Annotated in this window: 12 protein-coding genes; 8 read left to right on the forward strand and 4 right to left on the reverse strand. The window is 46.7% G+C overall.

Translation table 11 applies throughout. The features are described 5' to 3' along the window. Window positions 1-298 precede the first annotated feature (298 nt). The gene (locus AC1DXC_RS13725) at window positions 299-892 is read right to left on the reverse strand and encodes a GIN domain-containing protein (protein WP_477459717.1); all 594 of its coding nucleotides are present in this window, start codon (window positions 890-892) and stop codon (window positions 299-301) included. 484 nt (window positions 893-1,376) lie between these two features. On the opposite strand from AC1DXC_RS13725, the gene AC1DXC_RS13730 reads away from it, so the two are divergent. The 4 genes from AC1DXC_RS13730 (at window position 1,377) to AC1DXC_RS13745 (ending at window position 7,865) form a co-directional block, all read left to right on the forward strand. Beyond that, complete coding sequence (locus tag AC1DXC_RS13730) at window positions 1,377-2,390, forward strand: DUF2167 domain-containing protein (RefSeq protein ID WP_477459718.1); 1,014 nt, start codon at window positions 1,377-1,379, stop codon at window positions 2,388-2,390. Between the two features lie 192 nt (window positions 2,391-2,582). Then, window positions 2,583-3,791, forward strand: coding sequence for a PQQ-dependent sugar dehydrogenase (locus tag AC1DXC_RS13735; protein WP_477459719.1), 1,209 nt, complete (start codon window positions 2,583-2,585; stop codon window positions 3,789-3,791). A 94-nt stretch (window positions 3,792-3,885) separates the two neighbouring features. Next, window positions 3,886-4,488: a DUF1684 domain-containing protein gene (locus tag AC1DXC_RS13740; protein ID WP_477459720.1), complete on the forward strand. Its 603-nt coding sequence runs from the start codon at window positions 3,886-3,888 to the stop codon at window positions 4,486-4,488. A 125-nt stretch (window positions 4,489-4,613) separates the two neighbouring features. Further along, the gene (locus tag AC1DXC_RS13745; RefSeq protein WP_477459721.1) at window positions 4,614-7,865 is read left to right on the forward strand and encodes a glycosyl hydrolase; all 3,252 of its coding nucleotides are present in this window, start codon (window positions 4,614-4,616) and stop codon (window positions 7,863-7,865) included. 184 nt (window positions 7,866-8,049) lie between these two features. Here the strand turns inward: AC1DXC_RS13745 and AC1DXC_RS13750 are convergent, their stop codons facing one another. Further along, window positions 8,050-8,775: a LytR/AlgR family response regulator transcription factor gene (locus tag AC1DXC_RS13750; protein ID WP_477459722.1), complete on the reverse strand. Its 726-nt coding sequence runs from the start codon at window positions 8,773-8,775 to the stop codon at window positions 8,050-8,052. Then, a complete protein-coding gene (locus AC1DXC_RS13755; protein ID WP_477459723.1) occupies window positions 8,772-9,848 on the reverse strand; it encodes a sensor histidine kinase in 1,077 nt (358 codons plus the stop codon). Before AC1DXC_RS13755 ends, AC1DXC_RS13750 begins: the two co-directional genes overlap by 4 nt. Before the next feature lie 470 nt (window positions 9,849-10,318). Here AC1DXC_RS13755 and AC1DXC_RS13760 point away from each other — a divergent pair, with 470 nt between their 5' ends. Together AC1DXC_RS13760 and AC1DXC_RS13765 are read left to right on the forward strand one after the other, a co-directional pair. Then, entirely contained in the window at window positions 10,319-11,437 is a 1,119-nt protein-coding gene (locus tag AC1DXC_RS13760) for a redoxin domain-containing protein (protein WP_477459724.1), read from the forward strand. A gap of 52 nt (window positions 11,438-11,489) precedes the next feature. Further along, window positions 11,490-11,630 carry a cysteine peptidase family C39 domain-containing protein gene (locus AC1DXC_RS13765; protein ID WP_477460017.1) on the forward strand — a complete coding sequence of 47 codons (141 nt, stop codon included), beginning with the start codon at window positions 11,490-11,492 and terminating at the stop codon, window positions 11,628-11,630. Window positions 11,631-11,667: 37 nt separating this feature from the next. Here AC1DXC_RS13765 and AC1DXC_RS13770 read toward each other — a convergent pair whose 3' ends face one another. Next, window positions 11,668-12,396 (reverse strand): GntR family transcriptional regulator, encoded by a 729-nt coding sequence (locus tag AC1DXC_RS13770; protein ID WP_477459725.1) that lies wholly within the window; start codon window positions 12,394-12,396, stop codon window positions 11,668-11,670. Between the two features lie 269 nt (window positions 12,397-12,665). On the opposite strand from AC1DXC_RS13770, the gene AC1DXC_RS13775 reads away from it, so the two are divergent. Continuing rightward, a complete protein-coding gene (locus AC1DXC_RS13775) occupies window positions 12,666-14,477 on the forward strand; it encodes a class I mannose-6-phosphate isomerase (RefSeq protein WP_477459726.1) in 1,812 nt (603 codons plus the stop codon). 5 nt (window positions 14,478-14,482) lie between these two features. Further along, entirely contained in the window at window positions 14,483-15,913 is a 1,431-nt protein-coding gene (locus AC1DXC_RS13780; RefSeq protein ID WP_477459727.1) for a sugar porter family MFS transporter, read from the forward strand. The last annotated feature ends 11 nt before the right edge of the window (window positions 15,914-15,924 follow it).

Here is a 15,924-nt window from a genome sequence, read left to right on the forward strand (position 1 = left end):
AGATGCAGGGAGCGTTGGCGATCTTCACAGTTAATCTTAAAAGAATCATCAAACTAATCGCCTAACTCTGTAAACTCAGAGAAAAAAAGACTCAAATTCTTCCATTCAGCCCTTTTTGAACACCCGCTGATAAACAGCTAACCATCGCGAATGCAGAAATAAAAAAAGCGACCAAGTAAAATCATGCCTTACTTGATCGCTTCTAATTATTGCCTTTATGAAAGAAGGTGCTTTTTCAGTGCCCTCCATTTCCGTGGCGGCTTTTTTATCTTTTATCGAAGCTTATAATCTGGAAAGATTATATCGCGCTTACTTGCTTGCCTGCTGCAGCAATAACTTTGTTTTGGTGAAGGTTCAATACTGCAAGGTCATTGGTGGCAATGTTCTGGGCCGCATCGCGGTTAAGGTAAAGCTCTTCGGTGCTGCCTTTGATATCGGCTTTAGCGTTGTTTTTAACCGCTACGGTAAGCTTAAATGCGTTCACAGTAAGCATTGCCTGGGCATTGTTATGCAAATCGATGCTGAAATCGATTTTCGACAGCGTGCCGAACGATACGATCTGCGCATTATCGAATAGGGACACAGAACGCAGGTCGGTAGCTTTTACCCATATGACCAGTTTCTCGTCGTTATAAGAAGAGATGCGCAATGCGCCGCCTTTGTTTTGGATAAGCGCGTTCTCAGCGTAGTACTTGTTGTAAACTTTTATCACGTCGGCAGGGGCATCGCTCACAAATAACTGCACGTTGCCGTGTACTTCAATGCTGCTGATGGTGCCAACATCTTCTAATATGGTAAAGGCATCGTCTTTTATGGTGTTTGCGTAAACTGGTGCGGTAGTGCTTAAGGCAATAATTGCAATTGCGGTTAAGAATAGGTTTTTCATTTTCATCGTCATGTTATTTTATGGTTTTGCGTCGAATCGTATCACTCTCTTTTTGGATACGATTGAATTATTGGGCTCTTTTGCCCTTTACTTGGGCTTGTATATCTATGCCTTTTAATTCGCTGCAAAGGTGAGGTTTATTTTGACAGGCGGGGTCATCTTAGTGTAATAAATACACTATTTAAAAATGTCGCAAAAACGAGTCCTTTTAATGATTTTTATACTTGTTTGGAGGTGTTTATGCGCCCTTTAATTGCAGGGTTTACATTTTTTGGCACGTGAGCAAAGTGGAATTTGGCTGCGTGTTCAAAATTTGGCTGCGTAAAATGGGCCTGACATTGAATTTTTTTGCGGAGAGTATAGGCATTTACGTGCTGTTTGTCGGTAAATGTTTTTATGGACTTTTTCAACCGAAAAAAATGTTACGATAATTTTAGGGTTTGATGCCGATGATATATCTTTAAGGCTTAACAGAACTAACCCTTATTGCATGAAAAAACTTTACGCCCTCATCGTTTTCTTAGGCCTCTATGCGCACGCTGCACTGGCGCAGGATAGCACGGCTATTAAGATGGCTGCTTTCGAAAAACAATTTACTTACCAGCACGGCACTATCAAAGTTGGCGATGGCATTGCTACGGTAACCATCCCCAAAGGCTTTAAGTACCTCGATTCGGTACAGGCCCTTAAGGTACTTACCGAGATATGGGGCAACCCCAAAACATCTAACATGACCCTCGGCTTCATCATGCCCGAAGAAAACGGCATCCTCAGCGGCGGCTACGTGTTCAACATCCAGTACGATGCTATCGGCTACGTAAAAGACGATGATGCCAAAGATGTGGACTACGACGAGATGCTCACCAAGCTACAAACCGAAACCAAAGAAGAAAACCCCGAGCGCGAGAAAGCCGGCTTCCCGCCCATTACCATCATAGGCTGGGCCGCCAAACCTTACTACGATGGCGATAAGCATATACTGCATTGGGCCAAGGAGGTGAAATTCGGTACCGACAGCGTGAACACCCTCAACTACAACGTACGCGTGTTGGGCCGCAAAGGCGTGCTGGTGCTTAATGCTATTGCCACCATGAACGAGCTGGCAGCCGTAAAAACCGGCGTGCCGCAGGTGCTTACCATGGTTGAGTTTACCGATGGCAACAAATACACCAATTTCGACTCGAGCATAGACAATGTGGCCGCGTGGACCATAGGTGGCCTGGTAGCGGGCAAGATACTGGCCAAAGTTGGTTTTTTTGCCCTCGCACTTAAATTTTGGAAGCTGATAGCCATTGGCTTTGTTGCAGCGGGCAGCGCCATCAAAAAATTCTTTACCGGCAGAAGCAGCAAAGAACCTATTACGCCTGCCGAGGACGAAAAGGAGCCGATAGCTGCCTTTAATGAACTGGCCGAGGGAACCAAAGAGGAAGAAGCTAAAAGTGAGGAAGAGCCGCCGACTACAGGAACCGGCCCGGAAGGGACGGACAAACCGCATCAATCATAAAAGGCCTGGCCATATACCCCGGGGCCTGCTCAAAAGCAGGCCCTTTTTTTCGCAAGGTTGCAGCTTGTTTAACCGGGTACATCGTAACGATTTGCTTACGCGATGCCGAACTTGAACAGGGCGGGCTGTTTCTCAAAACTAAATCCTAATTTTAGGGTGTTAAATGCATCTATCCATATTAAACACCTTACTATGCTACCAACATCCTGCAAGAAGATTATTTTTAGCCTCGGGCTGATATCAACCGTGGTTACGGCCTGCGCCCAGCAAAACGATGGCGAACCGGTAGAAACCAAATCGCCCAACAGCAGCTACCTGCCAGCTTTTAAAGGGCAAACGCGCATAGCCGGCGTTAAAACCAGGGCCGCGGTATCTGCAACCGTAATATCTACGGATCTGAAAAGTCCGTTTGGCCTCCGCGTACTGCCTGATGGGCGTTTCCTCATTACCGAGAAAGGCGGCACCATGCGCATACTGAAAGCTAACGGACAGGCCGATAAAACCATTACCGGCTTACCGGCGGTAGTTTTTCAGGGCCAGGGTGGTTTGCTGGATGTAAACCTCGACCCTGCCTTCGCCAGCAACCGCATGCTTTACTGGGATTACGCCGAGGCCGGCACCGATGGCTACGCGCTAGCCATTGCCAAAGGCAAATTATCGGCCGACGAAACCAAAATAGAGAACATACAAGTAATATACCGTGCCCGCCCGGCTTACAGCGGTACGCTGCAATACGGCTCGCGCATTTTGTTCGATAAACAGGGCAACCTGTTCGTGAGCACAGGAGAGCGTTCGGGCGCAGATATCCGCATGAAAGCACAGGACCTTGGTGCAGCCATAGGCAAGGTGATACACATTACCAAAGAGGGCAAACCAGTGGCAAGCGGGCCGTTCGCGGGCAAGGCAGGCGCATTGCCCGAGATTTTTGCCTACGGTTTCCGCAACCCCGAGGGTATGGACTGGAACCCTGTAACCGGCGAACTTTGGGAGGCTGAGTTCGGTCCCCGCGGCGGCGACGAAATCAACATTATCCGCGCAGGCAAAAACTACGGCTGGCCGGTAATTACCTATGGCATTGAGTATAGCGGCAGCAAAGTTGGCGACGGCATACAGCAAAAAGAGGGTATGACACAGCCGGTTTACTATTGGGACCCAAGCATATCGCCGGCTGGTATCACCTTTTATACCGGCAGCGCCATACCCGAGTGGAAGAACAACCTGTTCGTAGGCGGCCTGGGCGGCTCGCATATAGCCAGACTGGTAATAGTAAACGATAAAGTGGTGGGCGAAGAACGCTTGTTTAAAGATAAAGGCGAACGCTGGCGCGCCCTGGTTACCGGTAAAGACGGCAACCTGTACGGTGTAACTGACAGCGGAAAGCTGTACAGGATAGGGAAGTGATTTTCTGAGTCTTGGGTCCGGAGTTTAAAATGGAAAAAGACCTAAGCTCCACAGGAAGACTTCCGACTCAAGACTCTTTACTTAAGACTTAAATATGAGATACTTATTAATATTACTGCTGCTTTCTACCAGCATTGCTTTCGGGCAAAACCATAAAGCCGAGATTACGGCTTACCGCCAAAAGTATATGGCCGATTTTTTAGAGGATAAAAGCTCGCCCTTGAAAAAGGAGGACCTGCAATACCTGCGTTTTTATGATGCAGATAGCACTTATAAAGTAGTGGCTAAGGCGCAACTGGTGGCCAACCCGGCTACGTTTGTGATACCCGCTTTTGCCGGCGCAGGCAGCGAATACGTAAAATACGCAGTATTGAATATGACGGTGCACGGCAAGCCGGTTACGCTTTCGGTTTACCGCAGCCCCGCTCTGGCTAAAATTCCTGCCTACGCCGATTACCTTTTTCTGCCCTTTACCGATGGCACCAACGGCCACGAAACCTATGGCGGCGGCAGGTATATCGACCTGCGCGAGGGCGACTTTAAAAACGGCATCGTTGTCATCGATTTCAATAAGGCCTACAACCCTTACTGCGCCTTTGCCGGTGGCTACTCATGCCCCAAACCACCCGATGAAAATCAGTCGCAGGTAGCCATTGCCGCAGGCGAAAAGAAGTATGCCAAAGAGGTTGGGCATTGAGTTGAAGTGTATTTTTAAAGAAAAGCTTAATCGTTTTAGCAAAAAGTTTTGCAATCACTCAGGTTTTTGTAATTTCAGCATTTAAATAGCAGGGGAATGCCTCCCGGCTATTCATTATGCTACCCATGTCCTTCAAAAAAACCTGCTTTTTTATAGCGTTTTTGGCTATTGCCGCCACGGTAACCCAGGCCCAAACAATCAAGGCCCGCAAGCCGTCGCCATACTTTTCAAATAGCTTCAAAGCGCTGCAGACTGGTTTTGCAACCATCCCCGATTCGGTGCAGATGAGCGTATATTGGTATTGGATATCGGGCAATATCTCCAAAGAAGGTGTGGTAAAAGATTTGGAGGCCATGAAAAAAGTTGGCATCAACCGGGCTTTCATCGGCAACATCTGGCTCGACAATGTACCTGATGGCAAAGTGAAGATGTTTTCAAACGAGTGGTGGGATATCCTGCACACGGCCCTCAAAACAGCCACCCGGCTTAATATCCAGATAGGCATATTCAACAGCCCGGGCTGGAGCCAATCCGGCGGGCCATGGGTTAAGCCGCAGCAGGCCATGCGCTATTTAACTTCATCGCAGTTGTTGGTAAAAGGACCGGTATTGCTGAAGCAAAAGTTGGTAAAACCCAAGGATGATTTCCAGGACGTGAAGGTAATTGCCTACCCTGTAGCCGCCGATTATGCGACAGATATAACGGCCTTAAAACCACAAACGGCATCCAATCCCGCTATAGATTCCCTGAATAATTTATTTGATGCTAACGAACATACGGGCATCAGGCTTAAAGAAGGTGCCAAATTTTCGATAGATGTGAATGTGGAGACGGCTTATACCCTCCGCAGTGTAATCATAAATACCAGCCGGCAGCCGGTGTATCTGATAGGCGATGTGCAAGTCAAAACCAACAGCAACTATGTAACCCTAAAGCATTTTGAGATAGACCGTACCAACCCCGAACTTAACACCGGTTTTGTGCCATACGGCCCGGCAACCATTTCGGTACCGGCAACTACAGCCACCAATTTCAGGATAGTGTTTACAAGGGTGTCGGGCAATTCGGGGCTAACGGGATTGAAATTATCGGCAGTGCCGGTGGTAGATAGTTACCTCGAGAAAACACTGGCCAAAATGTGGCCCACGCCGCACCCGTTCTGGACGGCCTACCAATGGCCCTTGCAGCCGAACGACCCAAACGCATACGCCATCGACCCTAATAAGGTACAGGATATATCTGCCGCCATGGCCGCAGATGGTACGCTTAGCTGGCAGGTACCCGCGGGCAATTGGATAATAGAACGCACTGGTATGGCGCCCACCACGGTTACCAACTCGCCGTCGCCGCCCGAAGGCCGGGGATTGGAGGTAGACAAGATGAGCACGCAGCACGTTACTGCCCACTTCAACGCCTTTATGGGCGAGATATTGAAACGCATACCGGCAGAGGACCGAAAAACCTGGAAAGCGGTGGTGGAGGATAGCTACGAAACCGGCAGCCAGAACTGGACGGATAACCTAATTGCCGAGTTTAAACAAGCCTACAATTACGACCCAACGCCCTATCTCCCCGTGTTGCAGGGCAAAGTGGTTGGCAATACAGATATGGCAGATCGTTTTCTTTGGGACCTGAGACGGCTGATTGCCGATGATGTCTCTTACAAATACGTGGGCGGCCTGCGCCGAATAAGCCATAAGAACGGCCTGACCACCTGGCTGGAGAATTATGGGCATTGGGGTTACCCCGGCGAGTTTTTGCAGTACGGAGGGCAATCTGACGAGATAGGGGGTGAGTTTTGGAGCGAAGGCGACCTTGGCGATATAGAAAACCGCGCAGCATCCTCATCGGCGCATATTTATGGCAAGATTAAAGTATCTGCCGAATCTTTCACCGCGGCGGGTGCCCCCTTTGGGCGTTACCCGGCTTTATTCAAAAAACGCGGTGACCGCTTTTTTACCGAGGGAATAAACAACACTTTGCTGCACGTATATATATCGCAGCCCGCAGATGCCTTGCCGGGTTTAACGGCCTGGTTTGGGGTGGAGTTCAACAGGCTGAACACCTGGTTTTTTGATATGGACGTGCTGCTGCAGTACCTGAAACGCTGCAACATGATGCTGCAGCAAGGCCAGTACGTAGCAGATGTAGCGTATTTTATTGGCGAGGATGCCCCCAAGATGACGGGCGTAACCGATCCGGCATTGCCCAAGGGCTACTCCTTCGATTACATCAACGGCGAAGTGATAAAGCAAAAGCTTACTGTGAAAAATGGCAGGCTCACTTTGCCTAACGGCATCAGCTACGGCATTTTGGTGTTGCCCAAGCTGGAAACCATGCGCCCCGAGCTTTTGGCCAAAATAAAAGAACTGGTGCAGCAGGGCGCAGTAGTGTTGGGGCCGAAGCCTTCGAGGTCGCCCAGCTTAAAAGGTTACCCGGCAGCAGATAAGCTGGTGCAAACCATGGCAGGCGAGCTTTGGGGTAAAGTGGATGGCATTACTAGCAGGATTAACCATTACGGCAAAGGCATGGTAATAAGCGGCATGGATATGCAGCAGGCCTTAAATATGATTAAAGTAATCCCCGATTTTAGAGCCAGCGGGAGCGAGGATGTACTATTTATCCACCGGCAATTGAAAGAGGGCGATTTGTACTTCGTATCTAATCAGAAAGATGTACCCGTAAAAATAGGGGCGGAGTTCCGCATCACAGGAAAGAAGCCCGAACTGTGGGATGCCACATCAGGCACCATGCGCAGCCTGCCGGCCTATCATCAAACCGGGGCAACTACGCTTGTACCGCTGCAATTGGCCCCGCTGGAGAGTGCGTTCATCATCTTCAGGAAAACAGGTGCGCAAGGTGATACCTCCAGGCAGAATTACCCCAAACCGCTGAAAACGATAAGCATCACCCAGCCCTGGATGGTAAGCTTCGACAAAAACATGCGCGGCCCCGCAAAGCCCGTAATGTTCGACACTTTAACAGATTGGGCTATGAACGCCAACGATAGCATCAAATATTACTCGGGTACGGCCTACTATCGCACAACCTTCGATGCCGGGATGATACAGCCGGGAGCCAACTACATTATCGACCTGGGTCTGGCCAGATCCATCGCCAAAGTTTTTGTAAACGGCATAGAATTAGGCGGCGCTTGGACCCCGCCGTACCGGGTAGATATAACCCGCGCCATAAAACCCGGCGCGAATAAACTCGAAATAAAAGTAGTAAACAACTGGGTAAACAGGCTGATTGGCGATGCGCAGATGCCCGCGGGTACGCGACCAACATCAGTACTGTTCGGCCCGGGCGCACATGATGGTTTGCAGCAATCAGGGTTATTAGGGCCGGTTAAGATTGATTTGATTAAGTATTAAGAAAAGCATAAATCCTTAAAAAGCCATTAAACTGGATATTCCGGACGCCTTCACCATGTAATTCTGTAGGATGTAGAGCAGCTATTTGCGTAATCATTTTCAACAACGGCAGTTAAAAATCAAAGAGTCTTCAGGACTTTGTTCAAGTGCCGCCGGACGGCAGCACTCCCGCTCTTTGATTTACTCAACGGCGAGACACAACAGTTCTTTTTTGTATGAATCGCATAAGGGTATCCTTGTATGCTGCTCCAAGTGGAAGGGAACGGCGATCAGGCATGACCACCATATTGCCCTCTACACTTTGTAACAGATCGAGATTGATCACATAGGATTTATGAGTCCGCAGAAAACGGTCGTCTGGCAAAGCTTCAGCAATCTCTTTCATGGTCAGGTAGGTAACGTGTTTACCTGAGGCGATGGTGTGTATGACAACATAATTTTTCAATCCTTCTATATATATAATATCCGGGTAATTTATTTTGATGAGCTTGTTCTTTACACCGGGATTGATGAAAAAATGGTCTTGGGAAACGGTTAGTTCCGGGCTTTTTTGTTCAAGCATCAAGTTGACCTTTTGAACAGTCCTCATGAATTTGGCAAATGAAACAGGTTTTAACAGGAAATCATAAACATTTGTATCGAAGGCGTCGAGCGCATAACCGGAGTGTGCGGTAACATAAACAACACCTACATTCGCTGGTATTAACCGGGCAAGTTCAAGGCCGGTGAGTTCAGGCATATCGATATCCAGGAACACCAGGTCTGGAGCGGGGCCGTTAAGTATTACTTGCAAGGCGGCTGTAGCACTGTTGAACGTATGCAATAGATTTAGCATTCCCGATTTATTGATATAATCGGATAATGTGTCCGTTGCATAAGATTCGTCGTCGACGATGATACAATTGATCATTTGAATATTATTGTTAATTGAAGTTGGTAATGTTTTTCGGTATCTCTGATATCCAGAACATAATTATCCTTATAGTGAAGCTCGAGCCGCTTTACCACATTTGACATCCCTGTGCCCGAACTGATGATATTCTGCCGCTCGTTCTTTTGATTGCGGATGAACAACTTTAGTTGCCTTTCCCCCACAAACAAGTCAATAACCGCGGCCTCTTCCGGATTGACCAGTTCGCCATATTTAAAGACATTCTCAATGATGGTCATCAATAGTAGCGGGGGTATCTTCGCATTGGCAGCATTTCCGGAGATCCGGAGTTCCAGCTTCAGGCGATGGCCGAACCTATACTGGTTGATCGTCACGTAATTCCTAATATGCTCGACCTCCGATAAGGCCGTCACTTCCTGGTCTAATTGTGAATTACTAAAAGAATAGCGCATCATATCGGCCAGCAAAGTAACCGTCTCGCCTGCTGTCGCAGATACTTTGTAGACCTGGTTATGAATGAAACCCAAAACATTGAACAGAAAGTGCGGATCTATCTGGGCTTTCAAATAACTGTTCTCGGCGATCAGGAGTTGTCTTTCAACAGTCTCTTTTTGAATGAGGTCTTCCAGGCGCTGTTTCTCCAGCCCGGCTATCACGCGCGCCTGTTGGATGCCAGATAAGGCAAACCAATAGCCGGTGCTTATACCAATGAAATAAATAAAACGCCATAAGCTTTGTATAAAAAACGTTTCGTATCCGGGCATGTTCGCTTCAACATAGATACCATAATATAGCAAACACGCGTAAAGTACTTTTTTTAATAACATGTAGACAATAAACTCCAGCAAGACCAATACTATCACCAGCACCACTGAACTTTTGCTTCTACTGCGCGCGCGCTGCAAGACCAGGTAAGTATTGGCATAGAACAGGCCGATGTTAAGCATGTAATGGCCTGCGTAGTCAAAGAACGATGAAAGTTTTCCTCCAAAACTATATGCGACGAGAACCTCATAACCTATAAGCAGCGCCCAAGATACCACATGCAGTTGTGGGTTGCTTAATTTGAACGAAATCTTCTGATAGACCATGGTAAGCTAAAATAGCGTTTTTGCCGTGAGTATAGCGAGTTTCGTGTGGTTAATTCCACGCTTCCATTAGTGCCGATAACTTGAACGAAAACTATCACCTATGAAAGTTAAAACAGCGCTGAAACTGAATGTAAGGCGTATCGCTTCTTTCAAAAGACCGGCACGCCCCCCTTAATTTGGGGAAACAGACCCGATCACAACCACGACAGTGACGGTAACACACATCACTATTTGCAATAAGTGACCTCAACAGGGGGCGGCCGGCGGGCGCCTCCTGTTCTTCGTGTTTTGAAAATGCGGTATCATTTCATCGCTACAAAATGGCAGTTGGTGTAACAAAATTTCAATTGAAGTACACCTCCTTTAACTTGGCCCCTATACCGCATGCTTACGGTAACCGCTAACGGACGTGAAAAATTTCAGTTGCCGGGAGAAGAGTTATATAAGGTCTCGTAAAACAATAAACAGCTATGAAAATCAAATCAACGATATTACTATTTGCCATTGTACAGTTATTCTCTTTGCGGGCGTCAGCGCAGAACAATAGGCCGACGGCCATAAGCGGCAAGATCAATCATGGCGGGCAGCAAATGCTCATGCTTTCATCGGATACTTATATCCCGAACACTAAAAAGACGATGGCTGATTCGGTGAAATTAGAAGGAGGCGATTTTTTTTTTAATACCAAAGCGCTCCCGGCAGGCCTCTACAGTGTTTTTCTAAAAGGCAATGACCGTTTTATTGTTGTGTTTCTTGATGGAAGCCCCATCAATTTGACCGGGGACGCCGCCGCACTGAACGCTGCAGTGATCACCGGGTCCCGCGAACTTGACATCCGGAACAAATTTCGAAGTGTATTACGCCCCCTAAAAGACCGGGAAGAGGAACTATTTACCAGGCTGATGGCAATGAACAGTGCCGGTAAGGCAGATTCGGTAAAATTGATGAAAGGTAAACTTGACACTTTACAGAAAAAGATCTTTAGGAATGTGGACAGCCTGATTAAAACGTATCCAGACTCTTATGCGGCACTTGAAGCATATACTCAATATGACAAACGTATCTACAGTGACGAGACCGTTCTTAGCAACCTGGATAAAATGCCGTTGCGTTACAAAGCGATGGATAAATACGCCGAACTTAAAAACACCATCGTAGCGAGAAATACCTTTGTGCCGGGGAACGCTTTCAAGAACTTTGCACTATCAGACATACATGGCAAAGTGGTCTCGACAGCTTTGCACAAAAATTATCTGATCGTTGACTTTTGGGCCAGCTGGTGTGTTCCGTGCAGGAATCAAACGCCTACATTAAAAAAGTTATATCGTGCTTTTCGAACCAAGGGCCTTCAAATCATATCTGTATCCGTTGACGAAAAAAAAGAGGCCTGGAAAAAAGCCGTAGCGGACGACGGCATGTCCTGGACTCAACTGATATCCATTAAAGGGCAGGACCCCGCACTTAAAGCATATGCCATCAACGACATACCCTTATCCTACATAGTTGATGAAAAAGGGATGATAGTGGCGAAGAACCTTACCGGACGAGAACTGGAACAAAAGATTGTGCAATTATATGAAGGCCGTTAGCGTAGTATGGCTCTTACTTAAAAAATTCCGGTTAGGGCTAAATTGATCTTTTATCAACCAACAGCCAGAGGAAATAGATTGCGGGCCTACCTGTTTGCGCATGGTGGCTAAATATTACGACGGGAACCTGAGATTGCAGACCCTGAGTAACGAATTGGTTGTATGGAGTTGCCTTAAATTGTATTGGAATTAAGTAAAAGAGACTTCGCTTCTTATTCTCCTAAGGCAGCTTATCGGGTGCTTTCAACCGTATAGACAAAGCTGTCGGCCTTATAATAGCCAATGTTAAACTCTATTGGGCGCTCTCCCTGGTCAAAAACAAAACGTTTTCTGAATAATATTGGGCTGCCAACAGGCACACGCAGCTTTTCGGCAATGAATTTATCAGCCGCCATAGCGCTTATTTCTTCTTTCGACAGGGTAGCAATTACAGAATACTCGTGTTCTAAAAGCTCATATAACGGCCTTTTGAAGTCTTCATCGCCGGTTAGGCCCACCCGGGGGTGAAAGTATGATGCGAAGTATACAAAGGGTTCGTCTGTTTTACCCCGTACACGTTCCATTTTTAAAACCTGCTTATCGGGTTTAATTTCAAAAAACCGCACTACTTCGGCATTAGGCATTTCCCAGGTAACATGTAATTCAAAGTTACGGATGGTAATGCCTCTCAGTTTCATCTCCTGCGAAAAGCTAAGCCAATTGTTTGATTTGGAGCTTACCCCGGCTTGCGCAACTTTAGTGCCCATGCGTTTTTTACGTACAAGCAGGCCTTCAAAAACCAGTTTATTAATAGCCTGCCTCAGCGTGGTGCGGGATATGGCCAGCATTTTTGCCAGCTCAACCTCGTTGGGCATTATTTTGCCGTTTTGATATTCTTCCTCGGCAATGAGCTGCCTTAAAAGAGTTTCTGCCTGGGCATGCAAGGGGATAGGGCTTTTATGATCTATTGAGTAGCGCATAACGGTTACAGTATACAATGATAAGGAATTTTATCAAATAGTACAATATGTACATACATATTGTACTATAAAAAATGCTTATTGGTGTGATATACACACTTTGTGAGCACAAAAATATAATTCAAAAATTAATTTGGATAATTAAATATTTTTTTATGTTTGTACATTATTACTTTATAAACCAGTAATTAAAGCCAATTTTCAAAGCAAGTACCAGTGAGGTGGTATTTTATATCTAAATTAATATGTACATACATTACTACAAATAAATGAATAGCGAAATTAAGATTGACGAGCACATAGAATTGGAAAATGCTGCCCTGCGTAAAACTTCGCAGTACTTGATGCCCGCGAAACTGGGTGGGTCATTTACAGGGAAAGGCGAATACGATGTTTATCCGTTTTGCAGCATTGGCGATGGGAAGATATTCAGCGGATACGCCTCGCTGGTAAGCTGGATAGTGGAGCAAAAAATAGTTGTTATTGATGGTTACACTGGTGTTTTTTTTGATAAGATCAAAGATGAGTTAGATCAATTGCTGGAGAAAGAGGGGCTTTTAACCAACTGGGTAAAAACAGAGGACTTTTTAAAAGACCCGCAGGAAGTACAACAATTGGTCGAGCCATTTTTGGGCGAATACGAATCTGTTTGGGGTACAAAATGCACTTTAGAGCTTACCGGTCTTTTTAAGGAAGATGAACTTACCGCCCAACTGCCGGATGAATCGGCTACGATAAATATTATAATAGGCCCGGGTGCCGCTTTGGCCAACTGGGATGCAGCGATAATTTATATAGACCTGCCGAAGAATGAACTGCAGTTCAGGATGCGGGCCGGCTCTGTTACTAACCTTGGTGCTTCAGAAATTGTCGAGCCTTTCCAGATGTATAAACGCTTTTACTTTGTGGATTGGGTACTGCTCAACAACCACAAAAAAGCCATTCTTGATAATATAAGCATAGTTGCAGACGGGCAATGGCCAAACACCATCAACTGGATGTTTAAAAAAGATCTGGAAGATGGTTTAGATAAAATAAGCCGGTCAACCATTCGCGTACGGCCCTGGTTCGAACCTGGTGCATGGGGCGGGCAATGGATAAAAGACCACATCAAGAACATCAACACCGATGTAGTTAATTATGCCTGGTCGTTTGAATTGATCGTGCCCGAAAACGGGATCGTTTTTGAAAGCGATGGTAACTTACTCGAGGTTTCCTTCGATACCTTGATGTTTCACAACAACAAACAGGTATTAGGGAAACATGCCGATATATTTGGTGACGAGTTCCCTATCCGTTTTGATTTCCTGGACACTTTTAACGGCGGCAACCTTTCTATCCAGTGCCACCCAACGCTTCAATACATCCGCGAAAACTTTGGGGAGAATATCACCCAGGATGAGACCTATTATATTTTAGACTGCGATAACAACGCAAACGTGTACCTCGGTTTTCAGGAAAGTATAAACCCTGCCGAATTCAGGGCGGTGCTGGAAAAAAGCCAGGCAACCGGTAACGAGGTAGATATTGAACAGTATGTACAATCGCATCCTGCCAAAAAACACGACCTGTTCCTGATCCCTAACGGAACCGTTCACAGTGCCGGTGCAGGCAACCTGGTGCTGGAGATTAGCGCTACCCCTTACATCTTCACCTTTAAAATGTACGACTGGGTGCGGCTCGACTTAGAAGGTAATCCGCGTCCTATCAACATCGATCATGCTTTTAACAACCTCAATTTTGAGCGTAAAGGCAGCCAGGTGCAGGATGAATTGATCTCTAAGCAAAAAGTGATTGAGCAGGCCGAAGACTGGCAAATAGTACATGTGCCAACACATGCCGATCATTTTTATGATGTGCACCGTGTAGAGTTTGATAATCACATCACCATCGCCACCAACAATTGCTGCCATGTGCTGATGCTGGTAGAAGGTACTGCCATCAATATCGAAACCGCTGATGGCGCCATTAAAGAATATGCCTACGCCGAAACAGTAGTTATACCTGCCGCCGCGGGCTCTTACAAATTAACCAACCTGGGTAACGGCCGCGCAAAAGTTATTAAAGCATTTTTAAAATAAGCATCATGAGTGTCGCTATAAATAATTCTAATACGGCCAAAAAGAGCAGTGTATACCTTTACTTAGTATGTTTAGTTGCAGCATTGGGCGGTTTTTTGTTTGGTTTTGATACTGCGGTGATTTCCGGCACTATCAGCCTCGTAAAAACCGATTTTAACCTGCGTCCGGTAAGTGAGGGCTGGTTTGTAAGCTGTGCCTTGCTGGGCTGTATCATAGGCGTAAGCTTTTCCGGAAAACTGAGCGATAAGTACGGCCGGAAGATAGTGCTCGTCCTATCGGCCATATTATTCCTTGCTTCGGCAGTGGGCTGTATGTTATCAGGATCATTCACCACCCTCATTGTTTTTAGATTGATAGGTGGGTTGGGGATAGGCGTGGCTTCGATGGTGTCGCCGCTTTATATCTCCGAGTTCGCACCATCAAGGCTGCGGGGGATGATGGTATCCTTATACCAACTGGCTTTAACCATCGGTATTGTACTGGCTTATTTCAGCAATGCTTACCTGGCCAATCATGCATCAGAAACGCATGCCGGGGATGCGATGCAAAAAATATTCTCGGCAGAGGTGTGGCGCGGCATGCTGGGCTTGGGTGCCTTGCCAGCCGGTATATTTTTATTGTGTTTGTTCTTAGTGCCCGAGTCGCCAAGGTGGCTACTGTTAAAAGGCGAAGAGCAAAAAGCCACAGACATCTTAGTTAAGATAGACGGAGCGCATGCTGCAGTTAACGAGGTGAAGGCTTTTAAAGCACAAGGAGATGACAGCAACACATCTATAAAAGAACTATTCACCCCGGTTTACCGCAAGGCTTTGTGGATCGGCCTTCTGCTGCCGTTTTTATCGCAGGTATGCGGTATTAATGCCGTGATTTATTATGGTCCGCGCATTTTAGAGCAGGCCGGGTTCACTCTTAATAATGCGCTTGGCGGGCAGGTAACCATTGGGCTGGTAAACGTGGTATTTACCTTTGTGGCCATTTTTACGGTAGATAAATGGGGCAGGCGCCCGCTGCTATTCGTGGGTATAGGCGGTGCGGTATTATCGCTGGTGGTTATCGGCGTTTTGTTTGCCCTTGACCTTACTTCCGGTCCCTGGATCCTCATCTTCATCCTCGCCTTTATATCCTGTTTCGCTTTTTCGTTCGGCCCGGTTTGCTGGGTTGTAGTGGGCGAGATATTCCCCAATGCTATTCGTGGCAAAGCCATGGCGCTGGCTACCCTGTCGTTATGGGTAGGCAACTTTTTAGTTGGGCAATTAACGCCCGTAATGCTGGAGGGCTTAGGCTCGGCGTGGACGTTTTGGCTGTTTGCCCTTTGCTGCTCGCCTGCCTTTTGGCTCACCTGGAAACTGATCCCCGAAACAAAAGGGCGCTCGTTAGAGGATATCGAGGCTTATTGGAAAAGCACTTACCATAAATCCCCTAAACCTATTAAGTAAGAAAAAGACAG

This window comes from Mucilaginibacter sp. P2_D11, assembly GCF_056404435.1.

Bases quoted from the DNA above. Each gene is read 5' to 3' on its own strand.
- AC1DXC_RS13725 (WP_477459717.1), bottom strand. From the start codon at position 892: ATGAAAATGAAAAACCTATTCTTAACCGCAATTGCAATTATTGCCTTA.
- AC1DXC_RS13730 (WP_477459718.1), top strand. From the start codon at position 1,377: ATGAAAAAACTTTACGCCCTCATCGTTTTCTTAGGCCTCTATGCGCAC.
- AC1DXC_RS13735 (WP_477459719.1), top strand. From the start codon at position 2,583: ATGCTACCAACATCCTGCAAGAAGATTATTTTTAGCCTCGGGCTGATA.
- AC1DXC_RS13740 (WP_477459720.1), top strand. From the start codon at position 3,886: ATGAGATACTTATTAATATTACTGCTGCTTTCTACCAGCATTGCTTTC.
- AC1DXC_RS13745 (WP_477459721.1), top strand. From the start codon at position 4,614: ATGTCCTTCAAAAAAACCTGCTTTTTTATAGCGTTTTTGGCTATTGCC.
- AC1DXC_RS13750 (WP_477459722.1), bottom strand. From the start codon at position 8,775: ATGATCAATTGTATCATCGTCGACGACGAATCTTATGCAACGGACACA.
- AC1DXC_RS13755 (WP_477459723.1), bottom strand. From the start codon at position 9,848: ATGGTCTATCAGAAGATTTCGTTCAAATTAAGCAACCCACAACTGCAT.
- AC1DXC_RS13760 (WP_477459724.1), top strand. From the start codon at position 10,319: ATGAAAATCAAATCAACGATATTACTATTTGCCATTGTACAGTTATTC.
- AC1DXC_RS13770 (WP_477459725.1), bottom strand. From the start codon at position 12,396: ATGCGCTACTCAATAGATCATAAAAGCCCTATCCCCTTGCATGCCCAG.
- AC1DXC_RS13775 (WP_477459726.1), top strand. From the start codon at position 12,666: ATGAATAGCGAAATTAAGATTGACGAGCACATAGAATTGGAAAATGCT.
- AC1DXC_RS13780 (WP_477459727.1), top strand. From the start codon at position 14,483: ATGAGTGTCGCTATAAATAATTCTAATACGGCCAAAAAGAGCAGTGTA.